25 protein-coding genes and 2 pseudogenes are annotated in these 24,446 nt (G+C 61.1%); 12 read left to right on the top strand and 15 right to left on the bottom strand.

The window, feature by feature from the left end; all coding sequences use genetic code 11:
* Positions 1-97: 97 nt before the first annotated feature.
* A complete protein-coding gene (locus tag QTA57_RS09170) occupies positions 98-826 on the bottom strand; it encodes an alpha/beta fold hydrolase (protein WP_290154716.1) in 729 nt (242 codons plus the stop codon).
* A gap of 87 nt (positions 827-913) precedes the next feature.
* Here QTA57_RS09170 and QTA57_RS09165 point away from each other — a divergent pair, with 87 nt between their 5' ends.
* On the top strand, positions 914-1,357 hold the full coding sequence (locus QTA57_RS09165) for an NUDIX domain-containing protein (protein WP_290154713.1): 444 nt from the start codon (positions 914-916) through the stop codon (positions 1,355-1,357).
* Here QTA57_RS09165 and QTA57_RS09160 read toward each other — a convergent pair.
* The 5 genes from QTA57_RS09160 to groES form a co-directional block, all read right to left on the bottom strand.
* Positions 1,327-2,193: a DMT family transporter gene (locus QTA57_RS09160; protein WP_330696793.1), complete on the bottom strand. Its 867-nt coding sequence runs from the start codon at positions 2,191-2,193 to the stop codon at positions 1,327-1,329. The two genes, QTA57_RS09165 and QTA57_RS09160, sit on opposite strands and share 31 nt — an antisense overlap.
* On the bottom strand, positions 2,190-3,344 hold the full coding sequence (locus tag QTA57_RS09155) for an alpha-D-ribose 1-methylphosphonate 5-triphosphate diphosphatase (RefSeq protein ID WP_290154712.1): 1,155 nt from the start codon (positions 3,342-3,344) through the stop codon (positions 2,190-2,192). The genes QTA57_RS09160 and QTA57_RS09155 overlap by 4 nt, the downstream gene beginning before the upstream one ends.
* On the bottom strand, positions 3,331-4,131 hold the full coding sequence (locus QTA57_RS09150; RefSeq protein WP_290154710.1) for an NAD(P)-dependent oxidoreductase: 801 nt from the start codon (positions 4,129-4,131) through the stop codon (positions 3,331-3,333). The genes QTA57_RS09155 and QTA57_RS09150 overlap by 14 nt, the downstream gene beginning before the upstream one ends.
* 241 nt (positions 4,132-4,372) lie before the next feature.
* A complete protein-coding gene (gene groL, locus QTA57_RS09145; RefSeq protein ID WP_145215948.1) occupies positions 4,373-6,016 on the bottom strand; it encodes a chaperonin GroEL in 1,644 nt (547 codons plus the stop codon).
* A gap of 42 nt (positions 6,017-6,058) precedes the next feature.
* Complete coding sequence (gene groES, locus QTA57_RS09140; protein WP_145215945.1) at positions 6,059-6,346, bottom strand: co-chaperone GroES; 288 nt, start codon at positions 6,344-6,346, stop codon at positions 6,059-6,061.
* 347 nt (positions 6,347-6,693) lie between these two features.
* Here groES and QTA57_RS09135 point away from each other — a divergent pair, with 347 nt between their 5' ends.
* From QTA57_RS09135 to QTA57_RS09120, 4 genes are all read left to right on the top strand, one after another.
* Positions 6,694-6,954, top strand: coding sequence for a PepSY domain-containing protein (locus tag QTA57_RS09135; RefSeq protein ID WP_145215941.1), 261 nt, complete (start codon positions 6,694-6,696; stop codon positions 6,952-6,954).
* Positions 6,955-7,012: 58 nt separating this feature from the next.
* On the top strand, positions 7,013-7,522 hold the full coding sequence (locus QTA57_RS09130; RefSeq protein ID WP_290154708.1) for a helix-turn-helix transcriptional regulator: 510 nt from the start codon (positions 7,013-7,015) through the stop codon (positions 7,520-7,522).
* Positions 7,523-7,620: 98 nt separating this feature from the next.
* Entirely contained in the window at positions 7,621-8,544 is a 924-nt protein-coding gene (locus tag QTA57_RS09125; protein WP_290154705.1) for a manganese-dependent inorganic pyrophosphatase, read from the top strand.
* 162 nt (positions 8,545-8,706) lie between these two features.
* Positions 8,707-10,665: a bifunctional 2',3'-cyclic-nucleotide 2'-phosphodiesterase/3'-nucleotidase gene (locus QTA57_RS09120; protein ID WP_290154702.1), complete on the top strand. Its 1,959-nt coding sequence runs from the start codon at positions 8,707-8,709 to the stop codon at positions 10,663-10,665.
* A 67-nt stretch (positions 10,666-10,732) separates the two neighbouring features.
* On the opposite strand, the gene QTA57_RS09115 is transcribed toward QTA57_RS09120, so the two are convergent.
* Positions 10,733-11,332 (bottom strand): methyltransferase family protein, encoded by a 600-nt coding sequence (locus QTA57_RS09115; RefSeq protein WP_290154701.1) that lies wholly within the window; start codon positions 11,330-11,332, stop codon positions 10,733-10,735.
* 175 nt (positions 11,333-11,507) lie between these two features.
* On the opposite strand from QTA57_RS09115, the pseudogene QTA57_RS09110 reads away from it, so the two are divergent.
* From QTA57_RS09110 to QTA57_RS09090, 5 genes and pseudogenes are all read left to right on the top strand, one after another.
* Positions 11,508-12,379, top strand: a pseudogene (locus tag QTA57_RS09110) (TIGR01459 family HAD-type hydrolase).
* A gap of 115 nt (positions 12,380-12,494) precedes the next feature.
* A complete protein-coding gene (locus QTA57_RS09105; RefSeq protein ID WP_290154832.1) occupies positions 12,495-12,938 on the top strand; it encodes a MaoC family dehydratase in 444 nt (147 codons plus the stop codon).
* A gap of 102 nt (positions 12,939-13,040) precedes the next feature.
* Complete coding sequence (locus tag QTA57_RS09100) at positions 13,041-13,967, top strand: bifunctional riboflavin kinase/FAD synthetase (RefSeq protein ID WP_290154698.1); 927 nt, start codon at positions 13,041-13,043, stop codon at positions 13,965-13,967.
* On the top strand, positions 13,964-14,410 hold the full coding sequence (locus tag QTA57_RS09095) for a YcgN family cysteine cluster protein (protein WP_290154697.1): 447 nt from the start codon (positions 13,964-13,966) through the stop codon (positions 14,408-14,410). Before QTA57_RS09100 ends, QTA57_RS09095 begins: the two co-directional genes overlap by 4 nt.
* On the top strand, positions 14,407-15,462 hold the full coding sequence (locus QTA57_RS09090; RefSeq protein WP_290154694.1) for a threonine aldolase family protein: 1,056 nt from the start codon (positions 14,407-14,409) through the stop codon (positions 15,460-15,462). Before QTA57_RS09095 ends, QTA57_RS09090 begins: the two co-directional genes overlap by 4 nt.
* Here QTA57_RS09090 and QTA57_RS09085 read toward each other — a convergent pair.
* Together QTA57_RS09085 and QTA57_RS09080 are read right to left on the bottom strand one after the other, a co-directional pair.
* Positions 15,459-16,232 (bottom strand): alpha/beta fold hydrolase, encoded by a 774-nt coding sequence (locus tag QTA57_RS09085; RefSeq protein ID WP_290154692.1) that lies wholly within the window; start codon positions 16,230-16,232, stop codon positions 15,459-15,461. The genes QTA57_RS09090 and QTA57_RS09085 overlap by 4 nt on opposite strands.
* Entirely contained in the window at positions 16,229-16,828 is a 600-nt protein-coding gene (locus QTA57_RS09080) for a 2-hydroxychromene-2-carboxylate isomerase (protein ID WP_290154691.1), read from the bottom strand. Before QTA57_RS09080 ends, QTA57_RS09085 begins: the two co-directional genes overlap by 4 nt.
* 106 nt (positions 16,829-16,934) lie before the next feature.
* Here QTA57_RS09080 and QTA57_RS09075 point away from each other — a divergent pair, with 106 nt between their 5' ends.
* A complete protein-coding gene (locus QTA57_RS09075; RefSeq protein ID WP_290154688.1) occupies positions 16,935-17,963 on the top strand; it encodes a ribose-phosphate pyrophosphokinase in 1,029 nt (342 codons plus the stop codon).
* 71 nt (positions 17,964-18,034) lie between these two features.
* Here the strand turns inward: QTA57_RS09075 and QTA57_RS09070 are convergent, their stop codons facing one another.
* On the bottom strand, positions 18,035-18,382 hold the full coding sequence (locus tag QTA57_RS09070) for an H-type lectin domain-containing protein (protein ID WP_290154686.1): 348 nt from the start codon (positions 18,380-18,382) through the stop codon (positions 18,035-18,037).
* A 245-nt stretch (positions 18,383-18,627) separates the two neighbouring features.
* Here QTA57_RS09070 and QTA57_RS09065 point away from each other — a divergent pair, with 245 nt between their 5' ends.
* Positions 18,628-19,191, top strand: coding sequence for a hypothetical protein (locus QTA57_RS09065; protein ID WP_290154682.1), 564 nt, complete (start codon positions 18,628-18,630; stop codon positions 19,189-19,191).
* A gap of 148 nt (positions 19,192-19,339) precedes the next feature.
* On the opposite strand, the gene QTA57_RS09060 is transcribed toward QTA57_RS09065, so the two are convergent.
* From QTA57_RS09060 to QTA57_RS09040, 5 genes and pseudogenes are all read right to left on the bottom strand, one after another.
* Positions 19,340-19,753 carry a F0F1 ATP synthase subunit epsilon gene (locus tag QTA57_RS09060; RefSeq protein WP_290154680.1) on the bottom strand — a complete coding sequence of 138 codons (414 nt, stop codon included), beginning with the start codon at positions 19,751-19,753 and terminating at the stop codon, positions 19,340-19,342.
* Positions 19,754-19,765: 12 nt separating this feature from the next.
* The gene (gene atpD, locus QTA57_RS09055) at positions 19,766-21,190 is read right to left on the bottom strand and encodes a F0F1 ATP synthase subunit beta (RefSeq protein ID WP_171561577.1); all 1,425 of its coding nucleotides are present in this window, start codon (positions 21,188-21,190) and stop codon (positions 19,766-19,768) included.
* A 20-nt stretch (positions 21,191-21,210) separates the two neighbouring features.
* Positions 21,211-22,087 (bottom strand): annotated as a pseudogene (locus QTA57_RS09050) (F0F1 ATP synthase subunit gamma).
* Between the two features lie 12 nt (positions 22,088-22,099).
* Entirely contained in the window at positions 22,100-23,638 is a 1,539-nt protein-coding gene (gene atpA / locus QTA57_RS09045) for a F0F1 ATP synthase subunit alpha (protein WP_171561573.1), read from the bottom strand.
* A complete protein-coding gene (locus tag QTA57_RS09040; RefSeq protein WP_145215891.1) occupies positions 23,639-24,199 on the bottom strand; it encodes a F0F1 ATP synthase subunit delta in 561 nt (186 codons plus the stop codon).
* Between the last annotated feature and the right edge of the window lie 247 nt (positions 24,200-24,446).

The following is a 24,446-nucleotide window of genomic DNA, read 5'->3' as shown; positions in this document are numbered from 1 at the left end:
GCCACAAACCCGCGGTAGCGCGCCCTGACGAGGGCCCCGATAGGGCCGTAAGGAAAGGCGCCCCCGCCCGCGCCACGGGCCTCGCCCGGGCGCAGTCCTAGTCTGCCAAGATCTCGATCGCGCCAAACAGATCCATCTCATGATCAAACACGCCCGTGTCCAAGAAGGCCAAAACCTCCGCAATTACCAAAGGGTTGTTCATCATGAATGTATGGGTCACCGGCAACACGATATGGTCCGCCATACCTGCTACCCGCGTGCTTTCGACCGCCACTTTGCCATCATCCGCCCCCTCGATCAGGGCCGAATAGATCGGGTTCAACGTCCGATCCCCGGCAATCACACCAAGGGGAAAATCGACCTCGGGCAAGCGGTTCGGCAAATCCTGCGCACCGGTGCCCAGTTCTTGCCCCGCCGGACCGTTCAGCCATTCAAACGGCTCCAACGGCCCAAACACATCAACCAACTCGGAGCCGCTATTGGGCGGCGCCAGCATCACCACCCGTCCCAACCGCACCGGTCGATGTTGTGACAACCAGTGGCGCACCAAGATGCCGCCCATGGAGTGCGTCACAAAATGCACCTCTTCAGCACCGCAGCGTGCCATCGCCGGGAAAATCGTCGTCGAGGCCAGTTCCGCAATCGAGGCGCGGGTCGAGGGGTAACTGCGATTCACCACCTGATAACCCGCCGCCTCCAACGCCTCTTCCATCACCGCTAAAGAGCCCGCACTCCGCGCCAGCCCATGTAGCAGCACCACACAATCCGCCCGCGCCGGGGCGGCGGGAAGGATCGTAAGCAGCAACAGGGCCAAGACAAAACGCATAGACCCTATCTAAGGCCGCAAAGCGCCCCCTGCGAGGGGGAAATCCTCCAGTTGCACCGCCGCGCGGCTCGGGGCAGCATCGGGCCCATGTCGAACCCCAATCCCCGGCTCTCCGTCCGCGGCCTGCTTCTCATCGAAAACCGCTTGCTTCTGGTCAATGCCTGGCCCGGTCGCACCGACCTTTGGTGCGCCCCGGGCGGCGGCGTGGATCGGGGCAGCTCACTGCCCGATAATCTGATCCGCGAGTTTCATGAGGAGACCGGGCTGACGATCTCCGTCGATGCGCCCTGTCTGGTCAATGAATTCCATGATCCCAACGGCAGCTTCCACCAGGTCGACATCTATTTCCGCGTGACCCATGAGGCTGGCCAAATCTCTGACCATTGGACTGATCCCGAAGGCATCGTCAGCCATCGCCGCCTCGTCACACGTGATGACCTCGAAACCCTGCGCGTGAAACCCGACAGCTTGGCCGAGGCTGCCTGGGGCGATGGTCTGATTTACGATCCGTTGGAACCGATCTTGCGCTGAACCAATCCATAGGCAATCCCGCCCAAAACCAGGGCACTGGCCCCCACAAGCCGCCAGCTCACCGCCTCCCCCAACAAGGCCACGCCGCCCAGGATCGCGATCACCGGGACGGTCAGTTGCACCAATCCACCGGCTGACGCACCCAAGCGCGGCAGAACCGTATACCAGAGCGCATATCCTAGGCCCGAGGTCACCGCGCCGCAGATCACGGCCAGGATAACGCCGATCTGGGTGGTCGCGACCGCATCCAACTGCACCGGCAAAAACAGCATCGGCAGCCAAAACATCGGCACCGCCAGGATGAAATTCGCCGCCGTATCCGCCAAGGGTTCCTTGGCGCCACGGCCCGCCAAGGAATAGAGGCCCCACCCGACACCCGCGAGCATCATCATCCCGCCCGCGATCAGCGGAACCGCAAAGGCCTCGCCGGGCCACATCAGCCAGATCAGCCCCGCAAGCGCCAAACCCGCGCCGATCCAGCGGCGGCGTGGCACCGCATCACCCGCGACAAGGGCACCGCCAAACATCGTCACCTGCACAACGCCGAAGAGGATCAACGCGCCAAGCCCCGCATCAAGCTGCAGATAGGCAACCGAGAACCCGAGGAGATAGAGGCTAAGCACAAGTGCCCCCCAAAGCCGCTTCGTATGGAAAATCGGCAAGCTTTTTCGGCTCAACACCACCAGAGCTGCCAGCATTACGGCACCGGCAATGACCCGAATGAGCGAGAATTCCAGCGCTCCGATATGGCCCGCGCCAACCGCCATCCGATTGAGGATCGAGTTGGCGGCAAAAGCCACCATGGTCAAGCAGGTGAGCAGGATCAGGCGCATCATGGGATCATCCTCAACGCCAGTTCCCCGGCCAAATATGCCATCCGCCCGCCGGCGATGGTTCCGGCCACGCGGCGCGTGTCCGCCTCGACGATCACCAAGTCGGCGCGCCGTCCGGGCGCGAGTGCGCCGCGATCCGTCAGGCCCATCATCCGCGCCGGACCTGTCGAGACCAATCCCCAGGCCTCGGTCAGCGGCATCCCGGTATCGACCAATTTGAACGCTGCCTGAAGCGGCGTCGGGTAATGATAATCCGACGCCAGCGCCGTCACCGCGCCCGCGGCAATCACCTCTTCGGCGGAGAGCCGTCCGTCATGGCTACCGCCCCGAAGCACATTGGGCGCCCCCATCACAACCGGATCGCCCGCCGCCATTGCGCCCTGCGCCGCGGCTTTCGTGGTCGGGAATTCCGAAATACCGACGCCAAGCGCGCGGAACAGGGCCCGCGCCTCGGCTGTCTCATCGTCATGGCTGCCCAAAATCACCCCATCCGCCCTGAGCGCCGCCGCGAGGTCTGGTAGGGCCGCGCGGGCCTCCGGCATTCCGTCATGTAAACGCTGCAACAGCGCCAGATGATCCGCAGGGGAGCGGCGCGATTTCAGTGCTTGGCCCTCCAGGCGCGGGGGGCGTTTTCCTTGCGACAGCGCGCGATGCGGCAGGTGGTCGTTCACCACCACATACCCAATCCGATGCCGTTTGATCAGGGCGCGAACCGCATCAAAATCATTGTAACAGCCGATCTCCAGCCGCAACTGCATCCGCAGGTCAAGTTGCGCCTCGTAAGCCGCCAGCGCCTCCGCCAAAGAGACTGCGAATTCCGGACCGCGCATACCGCCCTCCCAGCTCCAGAACTGCGCCAGCCAGGCGGTCGTGATGCCATTGGCCGCAAGTTCGGTCTCAACCGCGCGAAGCCCAAGGGACAGATCAGTCACCGCCCCGCGCCGGGGCGCCAGATGCCGCTCAAAGGCGTCGCCATGCACGTCGACAATGCCAGGGAGAACAAGGAAACCAGTCAAATCGATCACCCGACCGTCAGCCTCAGCCACACGCCCCTCAGACAGGCTCAGATCATCGCGAACCAAACCATCGGGCCGCAAAACCTCTGCCCCTCGAAAGGTCAGCGGTGGCAAATGGGCGATGTCAGGCGCGGGCATAGGCCTCGGCAATCAACGCAGCAGGGTCCTGATCGGCAAGACCCAAAGCAATACCTTCGTTCTGCATCAACTCAGCCGCCGCAAGAGACGGAGCCTCGACACCAAAATCCCGCGCGACCCGTTGAAACACTTCATTGTCCTTCAGGATACCCGCAACGGTAAACCCAACCTCTTTATCCTCGCCCAAGATTTTCGGAATACGGGCGGCCACCATCGGCACCCCCGCCGGGCCATGGCTGACGATCTTGATTGCCGTTTCCAGCGGCAGGCCCGCGCGCTTGGCCAGCCGCATCATCTCCACAAGGCCGGTGACATAAGTCTGCAACATCGAATTGTTGATGACTTTCATGACCATACCGGTGCCAAGCGGGCCCACATGAAAGACCCGCTCGGTCAGCGCCGCAAGCACTGTAAGCGCGCGTTTCGCCGCGACGTCCTCACCGCCCACGCAAATGCCGCATTGCCCGGCCAGAACCAACTCCGGCCCGCCCGCAATCGGCGCATCCACCGCGCCCGCGCCTTTGGCGGCAAACGCCTCAATCCGGTCGGTGAGGCAGGACGGCGCGACCGTGCTGGTCTCGACGATCAGCTTGCCTGTCAGATCAAGCGCCAATAGGGCGTCAAGCATATCGGTCACTGCCGCGTCATCATAAAGCGACAGCACCAAAACATCGCTCTCCGCCACAAGCGCGGCGAGATCCGGTGCCGATGCAATGCCGGCGACACTGCGGCCGCTGCGGGTCCAGCCCATCACCGGCACCCCCTCAGCTTGAAATCTCTGGGCCATCGCACTGCCCATCGGCCGAGGCCGACAACACCAATCCGCTCCATCCCATGTCCTTTCGCTTTCAGGCGGACGATGGCACGGGTTGCGCGGGGAAGAAAAGGGGGCGCTCGGGCCGCGGCAAAGAAAAGAGGCGCCGCAAATGCAGCGCCTCCCTCAATGCTATCGGCTTTGCCCGTTTGGCCTCTTTCCTTTGGAAAGCGCCTGCCAGGCGATGCACGAATTCGCGATGCGAATTCGGTGCTTACATCATGCCGCCCATGCCGCCCATGTCGGGCATGCCGCCACCAGCGGCCCCACCGTCTTTGGAGGGCTTGTCGGCAACCATGGCTTCGGTGGTGATCAGGAGCGAGGCAACCGAAGCTGCATCTTCCAGAGCGGTCCGAACCACTTTGGCAGGGTCGATCACACCGAAGGCGAACATGTCGCCATATTCTTCCGCTTGTGCGTTGAAGCCGAAGGCGGCGTCGCTGCTCTCGCGGATTTTGCCAGCCACGACCGACCCGTCGACGCCTGCGTTCTCAGCAATCTGACGCAGCGGGGCTTCGAGGGCTTTGCGCACGATGGCGATACCGGCGTTCTGATCGGAGTTATCACCGGTCATATCGGCCAGCACTTTCGCACCCTGGACCAGAGCGACACCGCCACCCACAACAACACCTTCCTGCACAGCAGCACGGGTTGCGTTCAGCGCGTCATCAACGCGGTCTTTGCGCTCTTTCACTTCCACTTCGGTCATGCCACCAACGCGGATCACGGCAACACCGCCAGCCAGTTTGGCCACGCGCTCTTGCAGTTTCTCACGGTCGTAATCGGAGGTGGTTTCTTCGATCTGCTGACGGATCTGGGCCACACGGGCTTCGATCTCGGCCTTTTCGCCGTTGCCGTCGATCACGGTGGTCTCGTCTTTGGTGATCGTGATGCGCTTGGCGGTGCCGAGCATATCCATGGTCACGTTTTCGAGCTTCATGCCGAGATCTTCGGAGATCACCTGACCACCGGTCAGAATGCCGATGTCCTGCAGCATGGCTTTCCGGCGATCGCCGAAGCCAGGTGCTTTGACAGCCGCGATTTTCAGACCACCGCGCAGTTTGTTGACCACGAGGGTCGCCAGCGCTTCGCCTTCGACATCTTCAGCGATGATGAGAAGCGGTTTGCCCGACTGGATAACGGTTTCCAGAAGCGGAACCATCGGCTGCAGCGAGGAGAGTTTCTTCTCGTGCAACAGCACCATGCAGTCTTCCAGCTCGGCAATCATCTTGTCCGGGTTGGTGACGAAGTAGGGGCTCAGGTAGCCACGGTCGAACTGCATGCCTTCGACGACCTCGGTCTCGGTCTCCAGGCCCTTGTTCTCTTCGACAGTGATCACGCCGTCATTGCCGACTTTCTGCATCGCGTCGGCGATCTGACGGCCAATCTCGGCTTCGCCATTGGCGGAGATGGTGCCAACCTGCGCCACTTCGTCGGAGTCTTTGACTTCGCGGGCCGCGCCTTGGATCTCGCCGATCACTTTGGCCACGGCCATGTCGATGCCGCGCTTCAGGTCCATCGGGTTCATGCCAGCGGCAACCGATTTCAGACCTTCGCGGATGATGGCTTGCGCCAGCACGGTCGCGGTGGTGGTGCCGTCGCCAGCTTCGTCATTGGTGCGGCTGGCGACTTCTTTCACCATCTGCGCGCCCATGTTTTCGAACTTGTCTTCCAGTTCGATTTCCTTGGCAACCGTCACACCGTCTTTGGTGATGCGCGGAGCGCCGAAGGATTTCTCGATCACCACGTTGCGGCCTTTCGGACCCAGGGTGACTTTCACTGCGTCGGCCAGCGTGTTCACGCCAGCGAGCATGCGGTTGCGGGCGTCGGTATCAAACTTGACGTCTTTAGCAGCCATAATGTGCTCCTATTGAATAGATTTAGATTGGAAGCGTTGTGCTCAGGCGATGATGCCGAGGATGTCGCTTTCCTTCATGATCAACAGCTCTTTGCCGTCAACGGTGACTTCCGTGCCCGACCATTTGCCGAACAGGATTTTGTCGCCTTCTTTGACGTCCATGGCGATCCGGTCGCCATCATCGTCTTTGGCCCCTGCGCCCACGGCCACAACCAGGCCCTCGGCGGGTTTCTCTTTCGCGCTGTCGGGGATGATCAGCCCGCCTGCGGTTTTCTCGTCGCTTTCGACGCGTTCGACCAACACACGGTCATGCAGCGGTGTAAAAGCCATTTCTCGAACACTCCTTCGGTTCGTTGGTTTCTCCCATGGCGTTAGCACTCGTCTCTCTTGAGTGATAACGGAGCGGAGATAGGCAAAGCCTGGACCCGAGTCAACGGGCGGCTCGCAGAAAACCTGAGCCCTCATCGGCGCGCTGCATTGGCCATGTCACCGGATCGCAGATCGAAGGTCGCCCCAGATGCGTCAAGCGGCGAGATCGGCCAAGGAAATCGACGTAAACCTTCGGCCTAGTCCGCAATACCTCCCCCGAAAGTCCAATTCCGTCCGGCGGTGCATGCCCCCCAGATCCACCCAAGCCGCAATCCCGCGGCACCCAAGACGATTTGAAAGGACATCTCATGTTGAACCTGACCAAAGCCACCGCTCTCGCCGCGCTCCTGATCCCCGGCATCGCTTTCGCGCAGATGAATGAGGGCGACAGAGCCGGCACAACAGAGGCCGAAATCACCGCCTTCTTGACCGCGCAAGGCTATGAGATCACCGAGACCGAAATCGAAGATGACGAGTTCGAAGCCTATGCCATGATGGATGGGCAGACCTATGAAATTGAGGTCTCGCTTGAAACCGGTATGGTGACCGAGATTGAGCTTGAGGACTAAGCAGGCCAAAGCCACGTCCCTCGGGGTTCCCGGGGGACGCAGCCAAAGGGGATGACGGATGTCGCGGAATACTGTTCTTTGGGGGCTGTTCGCGCTCCAGGCTATCTGCTGTGCCTATTTTCTGTTGGATATCACGCTCGATTTCATCAGCCCCGGCACCGGGCTGTTGCTGGTCGAAAGCGACCTGGCCGAAGCGGTCGTGACCATCGCGCTCTTTGTCAGCCTCGCCTTCACAGCCTCCGAGCTGCGCCAGATGATGAGCCGACAGCGCCGACTGTCGGACCAGTTGAAAGTCGCCTCGGGCGCCTTTACCGACCTTCTGGAAACCCGCTTTGCCGAATGGTCGCTGACGGCGGCGGAACGCGAGGTGGCGATCTTGGCGCTGAAGGGCTTTGCAATCGCCGATATGGCCGAGCTTCGCGCCACGAAACTGGGCACAGTCAAAGCCCAATGTGCCGCTGTCTATCGCAAGGCCAAGGTGTCCGGCCGACTGGAACTGTTGAGCCTTTTCTTGGACGACCTTCTGGCGGACGAGCTCGTTCCCACCGGCCCCGCGCCCGGTCAATAGCATCGAAAGCCGAAACTGCGTCAGTCTTTGCACCTGACAAGCCACGGCCTTAGGGGTAAGAGGCCCCCGACATCAGACAACATGACGGGATCCGCCCCATGACCACGCTCGTATTCGGCCATAAATCGCCAGACACTGATTCCACCGGCTCGCCGCTCATCTGGGCCTGGTATCTCTCCGAGGTGAAAGGCCAAGCTGCGGAAGCGCGGCTTTTGGGGGAACCCAATACCGAAGCCACCTTCGTGCTCGAGCGCTGGTCGCTCGCCAAGCCCGAAATCATCTCCGAGGTCGCCGAAGACACGCCTGTCGTGATCGTCGACACAAACAACCCCGCTGAGCTGCCCGAAGCGATCAACAGCGCCGATATCCAGGCCATCATCGACCACCACAAGTTGGTCGGCGGACTGGAAACCAAAGGCCCGATCGACATCACCATCCGCCCCGTCGCCTGCACCGCCACGATCATGCATGACCTGATGGGCGAGGACGCCGCGAAGATGCCGGAAAGCATCAAGGGCGCGATGCTGTCCTGCATTCTGTCGGACACATTGGAATTCCGCTCCCCCACGACCACGGATGTGGATCGTGAAGTGGCTGAGGCGCTGGCCAAAGACCTCGGCATCGACATTCCTAGCTATGCCGCCGAGATGTTCGCAGCCAAATCCGATGTCTCCGAATTCTCCGATTCCGAGCTGCTGCGTATGGACAGCAAGGAATACGAAGTGGGCGGCAAAAGCTTCCGCGTCTCGGTCCTGGAGACCACCTCGCCCGAGACCGTTTTGGCCCGCAAAGCCAGCCTGATGGAGACAATGCCGACCGTTGCCCTGGAAGACAGCGTCGATCAAGTGCTGCTCTTCATCGTGGACATTCTCAACGAGGAATCCACCATGCTGATCCCCAATGAACTGACCAAAGAGCTGGCCGAAAAGAGCTTCGCCACGGTCTGCGGTGATGGCGACACGGTGGTCCTGCCCGGTGTTGTCAGCCGCAAAAAGCAGATCATTCCGAATCTGACGCTCTGACCAACCGCGTGTAACAGTTTGAAAAGGCGGCTCTTCGCGGGCCGCCTTTTGAATGCGCGATCGGCGGGAAATGGCGCATGTCATCAATCCGTTGCTTGATGATAATCGCCATGTCGCAGCACGGTGTTAGGGTGAAGCATCAGACAAACGGGGACTCACGTCATGCCACTTCTACTCGACCGCCGCACCTTCCTTGGCACCACCGCCAGCTTCATCGCGCTGCATCCCTTCTCCGCCAATGCGCAGGCCAACCAAGCCCATCTCCGGATCATGGAGACCACAGACGTCCATGTGCATGTCTTCCCCTATGATTATTATGGCGACCGGCCCGTCGATACGGTCGGGCTCGCCCGCACGGCTTCGCTGATCCAGGCGGTACGCGACGAATCCACCAACTCGCTCTTGCTCGACAATGGCGACTTCCTTCAGGGCAACCCGATGGGCGATTACATCGCCTATGAGCGCGGCATGTCCGAAGGCGACATGCATCCGATCATCGCGGCGATGAACACGCTTGGCTTTGACGGCTCAACCCTCGGCAATCACGAGTTCAACTACGGCCTCAACTTCCTGATGAACTCGCTGGCCGGGGCCGATTTCCCCATGGTCTGCGCCAATGTCGCGACCGAAATGGGCGCCAGCCCGACCGAGGACACCACGCTGGTGCCGCCTTATGTCATCCTTGACCACACGCTCACCGATGGCGCGGGCGAGAGCCACCCGATCCGCATCGGCCTGATCGGTTTCGTCCCGCCGCAGATCATGACCTGGGACCGCCGCCATCTGGAAGGCAATGTCATGGCCCGCGATATCGTCGATACCGCGCGCGCCTATATCCCGCAGATGAAGGAACAAGGCGCGGACCTGATCATCGCGCTCAGCCATTCCGGCATCGGCGCGGCAGATCATACGGATGGCATGGAAAACGCCTCCATCCCGCTGGCCGCCATCGAGGGGATTGATGCAATCCTGACCGGGCACCATCACCGGGTCTTCCCCGGCCCCGACTATGCCGACACGCCCGGCGTCGATGCCGAGGCCGGCACGATCATGGGCAAACCGGCAACGATGGGCGGGTTCTGGGGCAGCCATATGGGTCTGGTCGACCTGATGCTGGAGCGCGACGGAAATGGCTGGCGCATCGTCGGCCATACCTCCGAAGCGCGGCCGATTTCGCGCCGCGAGGAAGACCGCTCGGTCACCGCGCTCGTCGAAAGCGCGCCCGCTGTCCTGGCCTCAGCGCAGACCGAACATGACGCAACGCTCGATTATGTCCGCCGTGCCGTGGGCGAGACCGCCGCGCCGCTGCACTCCTATTTCGCGCTGGTGGCCGATGACCCCTCGGTTCAGGTCGTCTCAAATGCGCAGACTTGGTATATCGAACAGATGATGGCGGGCACAGAATATGAGGGCCTGCCAATCCTCTCGGCGGCGGCGCCCTTCAAGGCCGGCGGTCGCGGTGGCCCGGAATACTATACCGATGTGGCCGTGGGCGCGGTGGCGATCAAAAACGTTGCCGATCTCTACCTCTATCCCAACACGGTGCGCGCCGTTCTGGTGACCGGGGCCGAGGTGCAGGACTGGCTCGAACGCTCAGCGGGTATGTTCAACCAAATCGAGCCAGGCAGCGCCGATCAGGTGCTTCTGAACCCCGATTTCCCGTCGTATAATTTCGACGTGATCGACGGGGTGGAGTATCAAATCGATCTCAGCCAGCCGTCGCGCTATGACCGCGACGGCAATGTGGTCGCCGAAGGCGCGGAGCGGATCGTGAACCTGACCTATAACGGTGCACCGCTCGACCCCGATCAGCAGTTCATCATCGCCACCAACAATTACCGAGCGGGTGGCGGCGGCAACTTCCCCGGCGCCTCGCCCGAAACCACGGTCTTTGAAGGGCCTGACACGAACCGCGATGTGATCGTCCGCTATATCGTCGAACAGGGCACGATCAATCCAGCGGCGGATGCCAACTGGTCTTTCGCGCCGATGCCGGGCACCACGGTCCTCTTCGACACCGGCCCGGCGGCCAGCGCCTATTCCGATGCGGTGGAAGGTGTGACGATCGAACCGGCAGGCGACGGGCCGGATGGGTTCGCGCGGTTCCGCATTTCGCTCTGATCAGTCGGGGCGGCGGCTCAGCAATGGGCCGCCGTCTGACCACCCGCGCCTCCGGTGACGACGTCGCTCAGAGGCGCGCCAAGAGCTCTTCTCGGGCCCGCTCCAAGCTCCGCAAATCCAAAAAACGCGGCGTCTGTCGCATATATTCGATAAAGGCGTGGCCATAGCCTTGCCGCAGCCATCGCTCTTCGTTCAGCGCGAAGAGAAAATAGATCAAGAACAAACCACCCGCCAAGGCCAACACGCTCCAAGACCCGGCAACCACCGCCAGCCCAAGCGCCGCCGCCAACGACGCGACATAGCCAGGGTTCCGCGAATACGCATAGACCCCGCCGGTCACCAACCCCCCCGTCGCGAAATAGGTGTTTTCTTTGCCCAGATGTTTGTAGGCCCAGAGCGACATGGCATAGGCACCGACCATAATCGGCACGCCAATGGCATAGCGCGACCAGTTGCCAAACCCATGCAGCCAAAGCATCAGCCCCGCCTCCACCACCATGGCCGCGCAAAACACCCGGAAGAGCACCAGCGCAAGGGTCTTCTGCCGATCACTCGCGGCGGGCCAGAACCCAATCTCCGGTCGGACCAGATTGCGCAGCAACAACAAGCACAGCACCACCCCGGCCAGTGCCGCCACAACCAAGGCTCCAAACTCCACCAGATACATGGTCTCAGCTCCCCAATCTCACATTGGCCGCCACCGTCGCAAACCCACATGACAGGGGCGCAACAGTCTTCTGGATGTTTTCATATGAAAACATCTCTCGTCGTATGGCAATGGGTGGGGCTGGCCCCGTTCGACAATCCATCCTAAGGAGGGCCAACCCGCGCAAGAGGCCCCCATGACGCAGATTATCGATCAGCTTTCCGAGATTTCCCCCCGCTATGATGCGCTGTTTTGCGATCTCTGGGGCTGTGTCCATGACGGCATCCAGGCCTTCCCCGCCGCCGTCGCCGCGCTGCAGGCCTATCGCGCCCAAGGTGGCACCGTCGTGCTGCTGACCAACGCGCCGCGCCCGCGCGCCGGGGTGGAAAAACAGGTCGCAAAGCTGGGCGTGCCCCGGGACGCCTGGGACGTGATTGCCACCTCCGGCGACAGTGCGCGCGCCGCGATGTGGCGCGGTGCCGTGGGCGAAAAGGTCTATTTCATTGGCGAAGACCGCGATCAGACGTTTTTCGCACCGATGGAGTTGATCGAAAACGCGGTGAATATCACGCAAGTCCCGCTGGCCGAGGCCGAGGGGATCGTCTGCACCGGTCCGTTTGACGCCCAGGCCGACCCCGACGTGAACCGGCCCGATTTCCTCTATGCCAAGACCAAAGGGCTGAAACTGCTCTGCGCCAATCCCGACATCGTTGTGGATCGCGGCGAGACCCGTGAATGGTGCGCCGGCGCCTTGGCGCAGCTTTATACCGAGATGGGCGGCGAGAGCCTCTATTTCGGCAAACCGCATCCGCCGATTTACGACCTCGCGCGTCGCCGGTTGGAACAGATCGGCAAAGCCACTCCCGATGAACGCATCCTGGCGATCGGCGATGGCATCCGCACCGACATCCTTGGCGGGATGGGGGAGAATATCGACACGCTGTTCATCACCGGCGGGTTGGCGCGGGTGGAAACCGGCACGGATCGCCAGCCAACCCCGAGAAACTTGAGGCTTTCTTGGCCGAGGCGCAGATTGGCAGCACCTATTCCATTGGTTATCTCCGCTGATCTGCACGCAAGATAGTTGCGAAAGATAGCGGTTATCTTGGCATTTTGTTACTTCTGCATTGCAGCATTCTGATCTTTGCGCTATGCACCCCGCATGGAAGATGGGAATGACGCCATGCTCGACAACATGCCACGCGGAACGATTTGTATAGAAGATATCGAGATCGGGATGACCCGGCATCTGACGAAACAGGTGACGGATCGCGATATCGAGCTGTTTGCCGAAGTCTCCACCGATCATAATCCCGTGCATCTGGATGATGACTACGCCCAAGATACGATCTTCGAAGGACGGATTGCGCACGGGATGCTGACTGCGGGTCTGATCTCGGCGGTGATTGGCGAGCAATTGCCCGGCCATGGCACCGTCTATCTTGGTCAGAGCTTGAAGTTCATGGCCCCCGTCCGTCCCGGCGATATGGTCCGCGCCGAGGTGCAGGTCACCGATATCGATTTCGGCAAGCGCCGGGTGACGATGGACACCCATTGCGCCGTCGATGGCCGGGTGGTGCTGAAAGGCGAGGCCGTGGTGCTGGCCCCCTCGCGGAAATTCGACTGAGGATAGGTTACAAAAATCCGGCGATCCGGCGTTTTTTGTAATTCATTTCTGGTTAACCAGCCCGGCTTGCCCTTCCCGCGCGGCCCGGCTAATCCGGTCCCCATGCGGACTGTGCGCGATTATCAATATGTCTCTGCCGAAGATCGGGGTGCCAGCGTCGCCATCGGCAATTTCGACGGTGTGCATCTGGGCCATCAGCATGTGATCGACATCGCGCGCGCGCATGACGCCCCTCTGGGCATCCTGACCTTTGAGCCACATCCGCGCGAGTTCTTCGCAAACGACGGCCCCTCCTTCCGCCTGATGAATGCCGAAGCCCGCGCGCATCGGCTGGAAAAGCTAGGCGTCGACCTTCTCTATGAACTGGCGTTCAACCATGCGCTGTCGGGCTTGGAGGCGGAAGAGTTTGCCCGCGATGTGCTGGCCGAGGGCTTGGGCCTGGCGCATGTGGTAGTGGGTGCGGATTTCTGTTTTGGCAGAGGGCGCAAGGGAACGACCCAGTCATTGCAGGATTTCGGCGCACGATACGGGTTCGAGGTGACCATTGCGGAGATCATGCAAGGCGATCTCGGCGCGGTCTCCTCCACCAATATCCGCAATGCACTGAGCGAAGGGCGCCCGCGCGATGCCGCCGCGATGCTGGGCCATTGGCACCGGATCGAAGGCCCGGTTCTGCATGGCGAGAAACGGGGCCGCGAATTGGGCTACCCCACGGCGAACATGTCGCTCGCCAATCTGCATGTGCCAAAGCTGGGCGTCTATGCGGTGCTGGTCGATGTGCTAACCGGGGCGCATCAGGGCACCTATCACGGCGTCGCCTCGCTTGGCGTACGCCCGATGTTTGGCGGGCAAGAGCCGAACTTGGAGACCTATCTCTTTGATTTCACTGGCGATCTCTATGGCGCTGATCTGTCGGTTGGGCTGATCGACTATCTCCGCCCCGAGGTGAAATTCGACGGAATTGCCAAGTTGATCACCCAAATGGATGCCGACAGCGCCCAAGCCCGCGCCATTTTGGCCGCCCTATGAGAGAGCGATTCTGGGAGCGGGTGCCGATGCGCAAGATGACCTCCGAAGAGTGGGAGGCGCTTTGCGACGGCTGCGGGAAATGCTGCCTGAATAAACTTGAAGACGAAGATACGGGCGAGGTCGCGCTGACCCGGGTGGCATGCCGATTGCTGGACGATTCCACATGCCGCTGCGGCCAATACGGGATCCGCAAAACCTTGGTGCCGGAATGCATCCAACTGACGCCGGAGACCATGGGCGATGTGGCCTATTTCATGCCCGAGACCTGCGCCTATCGCTTGCTGCACGAGGGTAAACCGTTGTTTTGGTGGCATCATCTGATCTCTGGCAGTCCCGAGACCGTGCATGAGGCGGGCGTCTCGATGCGCGGGCTCACGGTGCCGGAATTCGAAATCCCCGAAGACGAGTGGGAAGAGTATATCATCGAGGAGCCAGGCGCATGAATTTCGCTTCTGACAATGCCGGACCCGCCGCGCCGGAGATCATGGCCGCTCTGATCGCCGCCAATGAGGGTTATGCGATGCCCTATGGCAATGACTCGATCACCGCGCGTGCGGTTGAGGCGGTTGGCGCGCTGTTCGAGGCCCCGGAGGCTTCGGTGCATCTGGTCGGCACCGGAACAGCGGCCAACGCGCTGGCCCTGGCGCTGATGACAAAGCCTTGGCAGGCGATCTACTGCCACGAGGAAGCCCATATCGCGGTCGATGAATGCGGCGCGCCGGAGTTTTTCTCAAACGGAGCAAAACTATCCCTCGTCCCCGGCGCGCATGGCAAGATGAGCCCCGAAAGCCTGCGGCAAGCCATCGCCGGAACGGCGCAGGAGGACGTCCATTCGGCGCAGCGCGGACCGGTGTCCTTGACCCAGGCAACCGAAGCCGGAACCATCTATTCTCTCAGCGAGATCAAAGCCTTGACGGATGTGGCCAAGGCCTATGGATTGCCAACCCATCTCGACGGGGCCCGGTTTGCCAATGCCTGCGCGGCCCTTGGCTGTAGCCCGGCGGAGATGACCTGGAAAGCGGGCATCGATGCGGTGAGTTTTGGCGGCACCAAGAATGGCTGCCCCGGGGTGGAGGCGGTGATTTTCTTCGATCCGGCCCAGGCTTGGGAGTTCGAGTTGCGCCGGAAGCGCGGCGGGCATCTGTCCTCGAAACACCGGTATCTCTCGGCGCAAATGGCGGCGTATGTCGAGGACGGCCTCTGGCGGCGGTTGGCCGAGGCCGCCAATCGCGCCTCTGCGGAGTTGGCCCAGGGGTTGCGGGAGGTTCCGGGCGCGGAACTCGCCCATCCACCCGAGGCCAACATCGTCTTCGCCGACCTGCCCCGCGCCGCGCATCGGCGCGCCAAGGCAGCCGGTGCGGAATACTATCTCTTTGGCGCGGACACCGCACTTGAGGGGCCGGATGACACGCTGATCCGCTGCCGCTTGGTGTGCGATTGGTCCTGCAGTTCAAAGAGAGTCCAAGCGCTTTTGGATTTGTTTCGAGGCGCTTAGACGGCTTCGATGAAGGCGCGGATGTCGGCAGCCACCTCCATTGGATGGGTGATCGGCAACATATGCGCCGCCCCCGCGATTTCCGCCCGGTGGGTTTGGGCAATGCCGTCTTCCAAACGGTCGAGGATGGCCCTCACCACCGGCGGTGAGGCCCCGCCAGACATAAGGAGCGTGGGCATCGTCACCCGCGACAACCCGGGCACCAAACCAGCGCGATCCTCATGCAGGGCCGGATAGCTCGCCGCGATCAGCGGCATCCGCTCGGACATATAGCACTGCTGCGCGGGCGGAAGCGCGTCATAGGGCGTGCCATTGCCCCAATTGCCCAGAAACGCGCGGGCGGCTTCGGCAAAATCGCCGCCCTCCCGAAGCGCCGCACGCTCGGCATTGGCCGAGGGGCTTATGTTCCGCCTATGGTCCTCCGACGCCGCGGCAAACAGCACCGGCTCGATCAACGTCAACGTTTTCACTCGGTCCGGCAGCCTCTCGGCGAGGCGCAAAGCGACCGTGGCCCCAAAACTATGACCGATCAGATGGCACGGCTGATCAGGCAGGAGGCTCTGGGCAAGATCGGTATTCTGATCGTGGAAGTCTTGCTCCCGGTCCCAATCCGGGCCCCGGCCATGACCGACCAGGTCGGGGGCGGTCATGGCCAGGATGTCGGAAAGTGCCTTGGCCACACCATCCCAAGCCCCGGAATGGGCCAAGGAGCAATGCAGCAGAAGGGCAGGTTCCGCCTCCTGCCCCCAGGTGCGAAGACCCGGCGTCACAGTTCGCCGGCAAGATGGAGGTCGATATCCTCAAGCCGGTCCTGGCCCCAGAAATGGGCCGTGCCGTCGACCACAAAAAACGGCGCGCCGAAGACGTTGTTGGTGACCGCGTCTTCCAGGTTGCGGGCGTATTCCTCCGCCCCTTCCAGCATGCCGCTATCGGCCAACGCCGGATCGAACCCTGCCGCGGAGAGGGCCGCGCGGATCACGTCATCTTCGGCGATGTTCTTTTCGCCCGCCCAAACCGCGCTGGTGAGTTCCGACATCAACTTGCCCAGATCGCCGCCGCCGGCCTTCTGCGCCGCGATCAGCGCATAGGAGGATGGCGCAGGGTTGGTCGGCCAAAACGCCGGTTGCGGGTTCAGCGGACGGCCCAAGCGCTTGGCCCGGCGCGCCATATCCTCAAGGCGGTACGCCTGCCGCGACGGGTGACGGTCTTTCGGCGGCACGCCCCCAGTGCGGGCGAAGAGACCCATGATGTCGAGCGGTTTGTAAGTGATCGTGGCCCCGTGTTTGGCGACGATCTCCTCAACGGTGCCAGAGGACAGGTAGGTGAAGGGCGAAATCGTTGCGAAATAGTAGTCGATATGGGCCATTTGTCTCTCCACTGGTTTAGGCTTTGCGCGGAGCCTAGACCGATGTTAGGGGGTGTCAACGCATCAAAGGGCGGGGAAACTGCCCGAACCAAGGGACATCGCTCACATGCCTGCCACCGACCCCAAGATCATCTCTGGAAACGCAAATCGCAGCCTGGCCGAGGCCATCGCCCGCCGGATGTCGATGCATCGCGGTATGCAGATCGGGTTGGTCGATGCACGGGTCGAACGGTTCAACGATCAGGAGATTTTCGTCGAGGTCTACGAGAACGTCCGTGGCGAGGACATGTTCATCATCCAGCCGACCTCGAAACCGGCGAATGACAACCTGATGGAGCTTTTGATCATGGCCGATGCGCTGCGCCGGTCCTCCGCCGCGCGGATCACCGCCGTGATCCCTTACTTCGGTTATGCCCGTCAGGATCGTCGCACCAAAGCGCGGACGCCGATCTCGGCCAAGCTGGTCTCGAACTTGATCGCCGAAGGTGGGATCGAACGGGTGTTGACGATGGATTTGCACGCTGCGCAGATTCAGGGTTTCTTCGACATCCCGGTGGACAACCTCTACGCCTCGCCAATCTTCGCGCTGGATATTCTACACCAGTTCAAAGGCAAGGTGGATGATGTGATGGTGGTCTCGCCCGATGTGGGCGGCGTAGGCCGCGCCCGTGAGTTGGCGCAACGGATCGGCGCGCCGCTCTCCATCGTCGACAAACGCCGCGAGAAGCCGGGTGAGATCGCCGAGATGACGGTGATAGGCGATGTGAAGGGGAAGAAATGCCTGATCGTTGACGATATTTGCGACACGGCAGGTACGCTCTGCAAAGCCGCAGAGGTGTTGATGGAGCACGGTGCAACCGAGGTGCATTCCTATATCACACATGGGGTTCTGAGCGGCCCGGCGGTGGAGCGGATCACCAAATCGGTGATGAAAAGCCTGGTGATCACCGACACGATCGAAGCGGTCGCCCCGGTCCAAGCCTGCAAGAACATCCGGGTAATTCCGACCGCGCCGATGTTTGCCCAGGCGATTCTGAATATCTGGAACGGGACAAGTGTCTCCTCCCTCTTCGACACCGACACTTTGGTGCCGATTTATGAGGGGCTTTATCCCAAAGGCATGTGGGGTCGCTGAGAGAGCGGAGCGCGGGATGCTCTAGACTTCCGTGCGAAAACCTCGCGTCTTCAGTTCTTCGCCGTCGACTATTAGAGTTCCCACTCATCATCATCGCGAAGCTCGCCGATCGCCATCCAGTCGGCGCGGACCCGCGCAATACGGCTATCGCCCCAAGTGCGGAACACGATGTCAAACCCCGAAGGGGTGATATCCTCCGCGCTCAGATCGGCGCGCTGGTTGGTTTTCCCATCTGTGTCCCACATGCCGATCGAGACCTGAACGGTCGGCGCGCTCTTGTAGGCGGTAGTAAAGGTGACGGCCAGGCGCACCTCGCGAGGGCCGTCGCCAGACCACATGATGCCGCCATTCTCGAAATCCGAAAACAGGATCTCCGAGCCTTGGTCGATCCCGATAGTATGGCTGTGAAGACGTCGCATGTTGCCTGCCGCTCGTAATATCGCCACAGCTTATCACCCGGCACGGCAGAAGGAAGACCTCGCGAGATCGGCAGAGTTGTTGCGGCCCCTCAGCGGTTTCGGACCATGGCGATGTCAATGACCACTTTTGCCTCATAGAACTCGGCCTGATTCACCTTCAGACATGCAAAAGGCGCCCGCTTGCTGCAACTGCGCGGGCGGCGCCGTTTTTCAACCGATCGACGCTTAAGAAAGAGGCTAAGATTATGCGTTTTTTAAAGATAGCTTTTGCATGCACCGCACTGATGGCTCTGTCCGCCTGTGCCAACATACCCCGCCAGTATTCTGCGGCAGACCAACTGATGGCATTGCAAGCGATGTTTGCGGATTTTGATCGTGCCTGCCTGGCGAACCTACCCAACCAAAACCGAGCTGCGGACACAATTCACGCCATGACCGCAGAAAGCGCGGATCGGGCCGACCTGCGCCGTCACAACTATACGCCATATACGCCATTTTTCGTGCACCGCGTATACGACCACAATATCGAGTTGTGGCCAGCAGATGATAACCGCTTCGGCCCCTGCCAATTGACTGTGTATAATATCCCGCCTGAGGCTGTTGCCGCAGCCGCGCTCTCCGCCACGGATGATCGAGGGTTTAGGTTTTCCAACGTCACTCCGACAAGGGAACAGATCGAGGACTGGGGGGATGACGGATACGTCGACGAATGGCGCGTGGCGCATGGGAATGGAACAGCCATACTCAAAGTCTTCTTCCTTCCGGCAATACTTAATACGGCCACGACGGTAGAAATCGCTTTTCGATAGGGCAATGTGGTCAGGGCACACGTCATCGACCCGCCCCACGCGGGACAGAATAGACCGGGTCTTGATCAAGGTGAGCTCGGCCAAGACATGAAAAAACCGCCGCCAGGGACGAACCTTGGCGGCGGCTTTCGTTTCCAAGACGCATGGCTCAGAGGTTGATGTGCCCTCTGAGCGCTTCCATATCTGCCAGCAGCTTGGCCGAGGCGTCGGCCACGCCATGCACCTGGGTGTCGCTGGCCTTTGCGTGGGCCTCCCGGGCCTCTGCAATAAAGCCGTCGAGCATCTCTGCAGTCACCTCGTCTTTCGGCAGCGCACGTTCCGCGAGGACCGTCGTCGCAGCGCCGGAGACATCGGCGAAACCGCCAACCACGATGTAATCCATCGTCTCGCCGGTTGCCGTCTCCACGCTCAGAACGCCGGGGCGCAAGGTGGTGATCATCGGCGCATGATCGGGCATCGCCGTCATATCCCCGTCAACGCCAGGGATTTGCACGGACTTGGCCTGAACCGAGGCCAAACGGCGCTCGGGCGACACCATATCGAATTGCATCATATCGGCCATCGTGGCCCCTCCTTACGCGGCTTCTGCGGCCATCCGTTCGGCCTTGGCGACCACTTCATCGATGCCGCCAACCATGTAGAAGGCCGCCTCGGGCAGGTGATCATACTCGCCAGCAACCACAGCCTTGAAGGACGCGATGGTCTCTTCCAGCGGCACCTGCACACCGTCGGAGCCGGTGAAGACTTTCGCCACGTCAAAGGGCTGCGAGAGGAAACGCTGAATTTTCCGGGCGCGGGCCACGGTCAGTTTGTCCTCTTCGGAGAGTTCATCCATGCCGAGAATGGCGATGATGTCTTGCAGCGACTTGTAGCGCTGCAGGATACCCTGGACGTCGAAGGCCACGCTGTAGTGCTCCTCGCCAACAACGGCGGGGTCCATCAGCCGCGAGGTCGAGTCGAGCGGGTCCACAGCCGGGTAGATGCCGAGCTCCGAAATCGCACGGGACAGAACGGTCGTCGCGTCGAGGTGCGCAAACGAGGTGGCCGGCGCGGGGTCGGTCAAGTCATCCGCAGGCACGTAGATCGCTTGCACCGAAGTGATCGAGCCGTTCTTGGTCGAGGTGATGCGTTCCTGCATCGAGCCCATATCGGTGGCCAGTGTCGGCTGATAGCCCACAGCGGAGGGGATACGGCCCAGAAGCGCCGACACCTCGGAACCTGCTTGGGTGAAGCGGAAGATGTTGTCGACGAAGAACAAAACGTCGGTCCCGGACTGGTCACGGAAGCTTTCCGCCATCGTCAGACCCGACAGAGCCACCCGCATCCGCGCGCCCGGAGGCTCGTTCATCTGACCGTAAACCAAGGCCACTTTCGACTTGGTCAGGTCATCTGCGTCGATCACGCCGGATTCGATGAATTCGTAGTAAAGGTCGTTGCCCTCACGGGTCCGTTCGCCGACACCGGCGAACACCGAGTAGCCCGAGTGAACCTTGGCGATGTTGTTGATCAGTTCCTGGATGAGAACCGTCTTGCCCACACCGGCACCGCCGAAGAGGCCGATTTTACCACCCTTGGCGTAAGGGGCGAGAAGGTCGATCACCTTGATGCCGGTCACGAGGATTTCCGACGCGGTGGATTGCTCGGCAAATTCAGGTGCATCGGCGTGGATCGAGCGATGCTGATCGGCGCCAATCGGGCCTTTTTCATCAACCGGGTCGCCAACGACGTTCATGATCCGGCCAAGCGTCGCGTCGCCGACAGGCACGGAGATCGGGCCAGCGGTGTCAGACACTTCTTGACCGCGCACCAAGCCTTCGGTGGCGTCCATCGCGATGGCGCGGACTGTGTTTTCACCCAGATGCTGGGCCACTTCGAGGACCAGGGTTTTGCCATTGTTGTCGGTGTTCAACGCGTTCAAGATCTCCGGCAGGTGATCTTCGAACTGCACGTCCACGACGGCGCCGATGACCTGGGTCACTTTGCCTTTTGCGTTTGCCATGTGGTTTCTCCGGGTTGTCTTTAGAGCGCCTCGGCGCCCGAAATGATTTCAATCAGCTCGTTGGTGATGACCGCCTGACGCGAGCGGTTAAACTGGATCGTCAGTTTATCGATCATCTCGCCTGCGTTGCGGGTGGCGTTGTCCATCGCGGACATCCGCGCGCCCTGCTCCGAGGCGGCATTTTCCAGAAGCGCGGTGAAGACCTGGGTGGCGACGCCACGCGGCAAGAGGTCTTCCAGGATGGCTTCTTCCGAGGGCTCGTAGTCGTAAAGTGTCGATGCGCTGTCATCTTCGCTGGCCTCGAACACAGCCGGGATCACCTGCTGCGCGGTCGGCACTTGGCTGATCACCGACTGGAAGCGGCTGAAGAAGATGGTCGCGACGTCGAACTCATCCGCATCGAAGCGGCCGAGAATATCAGATGCGATGTCGGCCGCATTGGCATAGCCCACGCGCTTTACTTCGGTCAGGTCCACGTGATGGATCATATGATCCTGGTAGTCCCGCTTCCAGTTGCTCGCGGCCTTTCTTGCCAACGGTGATGATCTTCACCGTCTTGTTCGCGCTCAAGAGCTCTTCGATCTTGGCGCGGGCCAGCCGCACAATCGACGAGTTAAAGCCACCGCAGAGGCCGCGTTCGGAGGTCATTACCACCAGAAGATGGGTTTGATCGCCGCCGGTGCCCGCCAGAAGACGCGGCGCGCCCTCGGCATTGCCGACTGAGGCCGCAAGGCCGCCCATCACGTCATTCATCTTCTCGGCATACGGACGCGCCATCTCCGCCGCCTCTTGCGCCCGGCGCAGCTTGGCGGCGGCGACCATCTGCATCGCCTTGGTGATCTTGCGGGTCGATTTGACCGCCTCGATCCTGTTTTTTAGGTCCTTGAGACTTGGCATGAACCCGTCCCCTTATGCGAAGTCGGCGGCGTATTCGTCCAGCGCGGCGCGGATTTTATCCTCGGCTTCGCCTTTGATTTTCGGGTCTTCCTTGGTCAGGTAATCCAAAAGATCGCCATGCTTGGAGCGCAGATGGGTCAACAGACCTTGCTCAAACCGGCCCACATCGCGCGTGCCGATATTGTCCAGGTAGCCTTGGGTGCCTGCGAAGATCACGCAGACGATTTCGGCATTGGTCAGCGGCGAATACTGCGGCTGTTTCATCAGCTCGGTCAGGCGTGCGCCGCGGTTCAGCAAGCGCTGCGTCGATGCGTCGAGGTCGGAACCGAACTGCGCAAAGGCGGCCATTTCGCGATACTGCGCCAGTTCCAGTTTCACCGGACCCGCGACCGATTTCATCGCATTGGTTTGGGCCGAGGAGCCCACGCGCGACACCGACAGACCGGTGTTCACAGCGGGGCGGATGCCTTGGAAGAACAACTCGGTTTCGAGGAATATCTGGCCATCGGTGATCGAGATCACGTTGGTCGGAATAAAGGCCGACACGTCGCCGCCTTGGGTTTCGATGATCGGCAGCGCGGTCAACGAGCCAGCACCATGATCTTCGTTCAGCTTGGCCGACCGCTCCAGCAGGCGGGAGTGCAGATAGAACACGTCGCCCGGATAAGCTTCCCGGCCCGGCGGACGGCGCAGCAAGAGCGACATCTGACGATACGACACAGCCTGTTTCGACAGGTCATCATAGATGATCAGCGCGTGCTTGCCATTGTCGCGGAAGTATTCCGCCATGGCGGTCGCAGCGTAAGGTGCCAGGAACTGCATCGGCGCAGGGTCCGACGCGGTGGCAGCCACGACGATCGAGTATTCAATCGCGCCGGTCTCTTCCAGCTTTTTCACCAGCTGCGCCACAGTGGAGCGCTTCTGCCCCACGGCGACGTAGACGCAGTAGAGCTTCTTGCTCTCATCATCGCCCGCGGCGTCGTTATAGGCTTTCTGATTCAGGATCGTGTCGAGCGCGACGGCGGTTTTGCCGGTCTGACGGTCACCAATGATCAGTTCGCGCTGACCACGACCAATCGGGATCATCGCGTCAATGGCTTTCAGGCCGGTGGCCATCGGCTCATGCACCGACTTACGCGGGATAATGCCCGGCGCTTTCACATCCGCCACACGGCGCTCAGCCGCGTCAACAGCGCCTTTGCCGTCGAGCGGGTTGCCCAGACCGTCCACAACGCGGCCCAGAAGGCCCTCGCCTGCGGGCACGTCCACGATGGAGTTGGTGCGCTTGACGGTGTCACCTTCTTTAATGTCGCGGTCGGAGCCGAAAATCACGACGCCCACATTGTCGGCTTCGAGGTTCAGCGCCATGCCCTGAATACCACCAGGGAATTCGACCATCTCACCGGCCTGCACATTGTCGAGGCCGTAAACCCGGGCGATCCCGTCACCAACGGACAACACGCGGCCGACTTCGGCAACTTCGGCGTCCTGACCGAAACTCTTGATCTGTTCTTTCAGGATCGCAGAAATCTCTGCTGCTTGGATCGCCATTTATCCGACCTCTTTCATAGTGTTCTGGAGGGCGTTGAGCTTCGAGCGGATCGAGCTGTCGATCATTTTCGAGCCAACTTTGATAACAAGACCGCCGATGAGGCTTTCATCGACGGTCGCATTCAGGTTCACATCTTTGCCTACGGATGCTTTCAGCGCTTTGGCCAGCTTGTCCGATTGGGTTTTGGTCAGCGCTTTGGCCGAGATCACATCGGCGGTCACTTCGCCTTTATGCTCGGCAATCTGCGCGCGCAGGGCGCGGAGCAGCGCCGGGACAACAAACAAGCGACGCTTTGCAGCCATCAGGCGCAGCGTGTTGCCGGTCATGTCATTCAGGCCCATCGCGGCGGCGACCGCGCCAATCGCGGCTTCGGTCTCATCGCGGCTGTAAATCGGAGAGGTGATCAGGTCGCTCAGATCGGCGCTATCGGCCAAGGCGGCTTCAAGGGCGAAAACATCGGCCTCGAGCGCGTCGAGCGCTTTCGCTTCGGTGGCCAGTTCAAACATTGCGGTCGCGTAGCGCGCGGCAATGCCGGTCGAAATCGAAGCAGGTTCGGACACGTCCACCCTTTCAGTATTTTGGCCCAGGCCGCGCGAGGGTCGCGCCCGGGCAGTTCGCATACGTGCAGGGTGGGCCCCCGCCGTTTCCCCAAAATCGCGCCTGATCTAACAGAGGGGTTGGATTGCTGCAACCGCCACGACAAACCGGCAAAATGCAGCCATTTCCTTAGTTTTCAAGGCTTTGACCATGGGGTGGAAAACTGCGACGCTTTGAAGCTTCCCAAGATAGGCAATTTCTATCGCGAAA

Origin of the sequence: Fontisubflavum oceani (assembly GCF_030407165.1) — a bacterium.
Classification (GTDB): Bacteria; Pseudomonadota; Alphaproteobacteria; order Rhodobacterales; family Rhodobacteraceae; genus Rhodophyticola; species Rhodophyticola oceani.
Note: the sequence above shows the minus strand (reverse complement) of the source record. Positions and strands in the feature narration are given on the sequence as shown.